Origin of the sequence: uncultured Caulobacter sp., assembly GCF_937900395.1 — a bacterium.
Classification (GTDB): Bacteria; Pseudomonadota; Alphaproteobacteria; order Caulobacterales; family Caulobacteraceae; genus Caulobacter.
Genome location: NZ_CALCDX010000171.1, coordinates 1 through 5,302 on the forward strand (window position 1 = coordinate 1; position 5,302 = coordinate 5,302).

The following is a 5,302-nucleotide window of genomic DNA, read 5'->3' on the forward strand; positions in this document are numbered from 1 at the left end:
CCTTGCGCTTGGGATTGAGGAACGGGCCCTCGATGTGAACGCCCAGCACGCCGGGAACGCCCTGGTCGATCGCCGCTTCCGTGGCGCGCAGGGCCGCATCCACGACGTCCAGATCATCGCTGATCAAGGTCGGCAGAAAGCCGGTGGTTCCGTAGGCCCGATGGGCCGCGCCGATGGCGGCGATGGTCTCGACCGTCGGGGCGTCGTTGAACAGCACGCCGCCGCCGCCATTGACCTGGGTGTCGATATAGCCCGGGACCAGCAGGCCGCCGGCCAGGTCCTGGCGCTCGGCCACGGCGGGGATCTGCGCCATCGGAACCACGGCGGCGATCTTGCCGCCCTCGACGAGAACGGCGTGATCAGTGACGACGCCGGCAGGGGTAAGCACCCGGCCATTTACGAGAGCGACCGGCATCAGACGGTTTCGGTGACCTTGTTGAGGTGGGGCGGGCTGTCCGGGTCGTAGCCGCGCGCGACCGACAGGGCGTTGGCCATGCGATAGAAGCTCTGGACCATCAGGACCGGCTCCAGCACCGGGTGCGTCTTAAGGCTGGGCAGCAGGTCGTCCCCGGCCTTGCCGGGCGCGGCCAGGAAGACGTCAGCGCCGCGCGCTTTGAGACCGTCAGCCATGTCCTCGACGCTTTGACGGCTCTCGTCGTTCTGGGCGAAGACCAGGGCGGGGAAGCCGTCCTTCACCAGGGCCATCGGGCCGTGCAGCACCTCGGCGGCGCTGAAGGCCTCGGCGTGCAAGCCGCAGGTTTCCTTGAACTTGAGGGCGGCCTCGAGCGCTACGCCGAAGCCGACGCCACGACCCAGCACATACAGGTTGGTCGCCGTCTCAAGACGCTTGCCGGCCGCCGACCAATCCAGGTTCCAGGCCTGTTCGAGCGCGGCGGGCAGGTCCGCCAGGGCCGCCGTCAGTTCGGCGTCCTCCGTCCAGGCCGCGATCAGCTGGGTCACCGCCACGAGAGCGGCGATGTAGGATTTGGTGGCCGCCACCGACAGTTCGGGGCCCGCGTGTAGCGGGATCACGGCGTCGGCCAGCTGGGCCAGGGGCGAGTCCTCGACATTGACCAGGGCCACGGCGTAGGCGCCGGCGGCCTTGGCCGCTGTCACCGCCGCCAGCAGATCGGGGCTCTTGCCCGACTGCGAGACGGCCAGGCACAGCGCGCCTTCCAGATTGGGCGAGGCGTCATAGACCGAGCTGACCGACAGGCCGACCGACGAGGTCAGGACGCCGGCCTTGGTCTCGATCAGGTAGCGCGCGAAGGTCGCCGCGTGATCGCTGCTGCCGCGGGCGCAGGTGACGACCACCCGAGGCGGATGGGCGCGCAGCCGCTCGGCCAGGGCCGCGACCCGCTCGGCGTTGGCCGCCAGCAGCGCCTTGGCCACGGCCGCGCCTTGGCTGGCCTCGGCGAACATCTTCGTGCTTTCCGGCGCCAGCCGCCCCGACGTGGGGCCTTCAGGACGGGTCAAGACAGTCGCCTCCAAGCTCGTGGTCCTTTGAAACATGCCAGCGCGCAAACGCCGGTCAGGATGCGTCGTTCAGTTCGGCGACGAAGTCGTAGGCGTCGCCGCGGTAGTAGGAATGGGAGATCTCGACGGCCCGGCCGTCCTTCAGGAAGCCGCGGCGTTCGACCAGCAGGCCGGCGTCCTTGGGCTTCACGCCCAGCAGCGCGGCGTGCTCCCGATTGATCAGCACGCCGCGCAGGCGCTGCAGCGCGCGGGCCGGGCGATGCCCGTGCGCGGCCATGGCCTCGTAGAGCGAGTCCTTGACCACCTCGGGCGAGGGCAGGGCGAAGGCGGCGATCGTGGTGTACTCGACCGCCATCGGCGCGCCGTCGGCGAACCGGATCCGGTGGAAGCGATAGACCGGCGTGTTGGGCGAGACGCCCAGCATCAGCGCTTCCTCCGGGGTCACCGCGCCCTCGGCCCGGGTGATCCATTCGCTGTGCGGCGTCCGGCCGCGCGAAATCATGTCTTCGGTAAAGCAGGTCAGCTTCGAGAAGTTCTTCTCGACCCGGGCGGCGACGAAGGTGCCCGCGCCTTGGCGACGCGTCAGAAGGCCCTCGTTGACCAAGCCCTCCAGGGCCTTGCGCACGGTGATGCGCGAGACGTTGAAGTCGTCGGCCATGTCCCGTTCTGGCGGCAGGGCGTCGTCCGGGCTCAACACCTTCAACTGGATCGCCTCGCGCAGCGCGCGCTGTAGCTGAAGATACAGAGGCGCAGAAACCGCCCCGTGGGCGAAGCCTATGCGCTGGGAAAGAGACACTTCTCCGCCTCCTGCGGTTGCCTGACCCCGGCGGCCGAACCGTCGGATACCAATATGAGTCCGATTATCCGGCGATGGATGTCAACGCCTCATACCCCGGCCGCGCCGATTTGTCCCTGTATATTGGCTATTTCGTAGGCTTAGCAAGAGTGGCCATGCCAACACCTAAAAGTGGCCTTGCCAAATGGTATTAAAATGGAATGTAGTGCGTCCCCGTCGCCTGAGCGCGGCGGAAAGGGGGCGATTCAGATGTCGGCTTTGGTGCTGTCTTCACCGCTGAAGGGCTGGATCGCGTCGTTGTCGGAGGTTCCGGACGCGGTGTTCGCGGGTCGGATGCTGGGGGACGGGGTGGCGATCGACCCGCTGGGCGGGGAACTCGTGGCGCCGTGCGACGGGGTGGTGGTGTCGGCGCATCGGGCGGGTCACGCGGTGACGCTGCGGTCGCCGGCGGGCGCCGAGATCCTGATGCATGTGGGGCTGGAGACGGTGGCGCTGGGCGGCGAGGGCTTTGAGCCTTGCGTGCGCGAGGGCCAGGCGGTGAGGGCGGGCGACGTGCTGATCCGCTTTGACCTGGATTTGCTGGCCCAGCGAGCCAAGAGCCTGATCACTCCGGTGATCGTCACCAATCCCGAGGCCTTCGAGATCGTCCGTCGCGACCAGGACGTGGCGGTGGAGGCGGGCGGCTTCTTGATGGAACTACGGCCGGTGGCGAGCGCGGCGACGGCGGCTTCTTCCGAATCCAAGAGCGAGATTTCCCGCGCGGTGACCGTGCCGCTGATGCACGGCATCCACGCGCGGCCGGCGGCGCGGATCGCCGAACTGGCCAAGAGCTTCGCGGCCGAGACGGCGCTGGCCCTGGGCGAGCGGCGGTCGAGCGCGCGCAGCCCGGTGGGACTGATGGCCCTGGCCGTGCGGCACGGCGACGCGATCCAGGTGCTGGCCTCGGGCGCGGATGCGGAAGCCGCCGTGGCGGCGATCGTCGCGCTGATCGAGAGCGGCATGGGCGAGGGGGCGCCGGTCCGGGCGAAGGCGACTTCAGCTCCCGCACCTATCGCCGCCGAAACGCCCCTGGCCCCGGCGGCGCTGCCGGCCGACGGGGTGGTCAAGGGCGTGCTGGCCGCGCCGGGGCTGGCGATCGGCAAGGCCGTGCGCCTGGCCTCCAGCGACATCGCCGTGCGCGAGGACGGGCAGGGGCAGGCTTCGGAAGAGGCCGCGCTGCTGGCGGCGCTGGACAGGGTCCGCGCCCGTCTCGAAGCCAACGCTTCCAAAGGCGACAAGGCCAGGAAGGCGATTCTGTCGGCCCACCTGGCCTTCCTCGACGACCCCGAATTGCTGGGACAAGCCAAGAGCCTGATCGCGGCGGGCAAGAGCGCCGGCTTTGGCTGGCGTTCGGCGGTGCGCGGCTATGTCGAGGCGCTGCGGGCCTTAGGCGATCGCCGCATGGCCGAGCGGGTCGACGACTTGATCGATCTCGAGCGCCAGGTGCTGCGCGCGCTGGCGGGCGAGGACGACGAGACGGCGATCCTGCCGCCCGGCTCCATCCTGCTGGCCGACGAGCTTTTGCCCTCGCAGCTGATGGGCGCGGACCCCGGCGTCATCGCCGGCTTCGCCACGGCGCGCGGCGGTCCAACCTCGCACGTGGCCATCCTGGCCGCGGCCATGGGCATACCGGCCCTGGTGGCGCTGGGCGGCGCGACGCTCTCCATCGCCGACGGAACCGCCCTGATCCTCGACGCCGATGGAGCAAGCCTGCGCGTCGCCCCCGACGCCCCGGCCCTGGAGGCGGCCCAGACGGCCCTGGCCCGGAGGCAAGCGGCCAAGGCCGCCGCCAAGGTCGCCGCCCATGAGCCGGCGGTGACGAAGGACGGGACCCGCATCGAGGTCTTCGCCAACACCGGCTCGGTCAAGGACGCCCTGGCGGCGATCGAGAACGGCGCGGAGGGCTCGGGCCTGCTGCGCACCGAGTTCCTGTTCCTGGACCGCCAGGCCCCGCCCGACGAGGACGAGCAGGCCCGCCAGCACCAGGCCATCGCCGAGGCTCTGCAGGGCAAGCCGCTGATCGTGCGCACCCTGGACGTCGGCGGCGACAAGGCCGCGCCCTACCTGCCGATCCCGGCCGAGGAGAACCCGGCCCTGGGCCTGCGCGGCGTGCGCGTCAGCCTCTGGCGGCCGCATCTGCTCAAGACTCAGCTGCGCGCCATTCTCCGCGTTCAACCTCAAGGCCAGTGCAAGATCATGGTCCCGATGGTCGCCAGCCTCGATGAGCTGCGGGCCGTGCGCGCGGTGCTGGAGGAGGCCAAGCGCGAGCTGGGGATCGAGGAGAAGGTCGAGCTGGGCGTGATGATCGAGACCCCGGCCGCGGCCGTGACCGCCGACCTGATCGCCGCCGAGGCCGACTTCCTGTCGATCGGCACCAATGATCTCACCCAATACGTGCTGGCCATGGACCGGGGTAATCCGGAGCTGGCCGCCCGGATCGACGCCCTGCACCCGGCGGTGCTGCGGATGATCGCCCAGACCTGCCAGGGCGCGGCCAAGCACGGCCGCTGGGTCGGGGTCTGCGGCGGGCTGGCCTCGGATCTTACCGCCACGCCGGTCCTGCTAGGCCTGGGCGTCACCGAGCTTTCGGCCACCGCCGCCATCGTCCCGGAGGTCAAGGCCCGCGTCCGCGCCCTCGACATGGCCGCCTGCCAGGACCTGGCCGCCCGGGCCCTGGCCCAGACCTCGCCAGAGGCCGTGCGCGGCCTCGTCCAAGCCAGCCTCGGAGCCTGATCACGATGACGTCTCCGACCAAGCCTCGCCTGTCTCCGCTCGAGATCCTCCAGCCGCTGGGCCGGGCCCTGATGCTGCCGATCGCGGTGCTGCCGGTGGCCGGGCTGCTGCTGCGCCTGGGCCAGCCGGATCTCCTGAACATCGGCTTCGTGGCCGCGGCGGGCGACGCGATCTTCTCCAACCTCGGCCTCCTCTTCGCCATCGGCGTGGCCGTGGGCCTGGCCCGCGAGAACAACGGCGCGGCGGGCCTGGCCGGCG

Annotated in this window: 4 protein-coding genes and 1 pseudogene; 2 read left to right on the plus strand and 3 right to left on the minus strand. The window is 70.4% G+C overall.

Annotated elements, in window-relative coordinates:
- From Q0379_RS15140 to Q0379_RS15150, 3 genes and pseudogenes are all read right to left on the minus strand, one after another.
- A pseudogene (locus Q0379_RS15140) lies at nucleotides 1-415 on the minus strand (N-acetylglucosamine-6-phosphate deacetylase); the annotation flags it as partial.
- Complete coding sequence (locus tag Q0379_RS15145; RefSeq protein WP_299010476.1) at nucleotides 415-1,491, minus strand: SIS domain-containing protein; 1,077 nt, start codon at nucleotides 1,489-1,491, stop codon at nucleotides 415-417. The pseudogene Q0379_RS15140 and the gene Q0379_RS15145, both read right to left, overlap by 1 nt.
- A 40-nt stretch (nucleotides 1,492-1,531) precedes the next feature.
- Nucleotides 1,532-2,326 (minus strand): GntR family transcriptional regulator, encoded by a 795-nt coding sequence (locus tag Q0379_RS15150; protein WP_299010480.1) that lies wholly within the window; start codon nucleotides 2,324-2,326, stop codon nucleotides 1,532-1,534.
- A gap of 189 nt (nucleotides 2,327-2,515) precedes the next feature.
- On the opposite strand from Q0379_RS15150, the gene ptsP reads away from it, so the two are divergent.
- Nucleotides 2,516-5,044, plus strand: a complete 2,529-nt coding sequence (ptsP, locus tag Q0379_RS15155) for a phosphoenolpyruvate--protein phosphotransferase (RefSeq protein ID WP_299010482.1) — start codon at nucleotides 2,516-2,518, stop codon at nucleotides 5,042-5,044.
- Nucleotides 5,045-5,049: 5 nt separating this feature from the next.
- Nucleotides 5,050-5,302: PTS transporter subunit EIIC (locus Q0379_RS15160; RefSeq protein WP_299010478.1), on the plus strand; the 253-nt coding region annotated here is incomplete at its 3' end.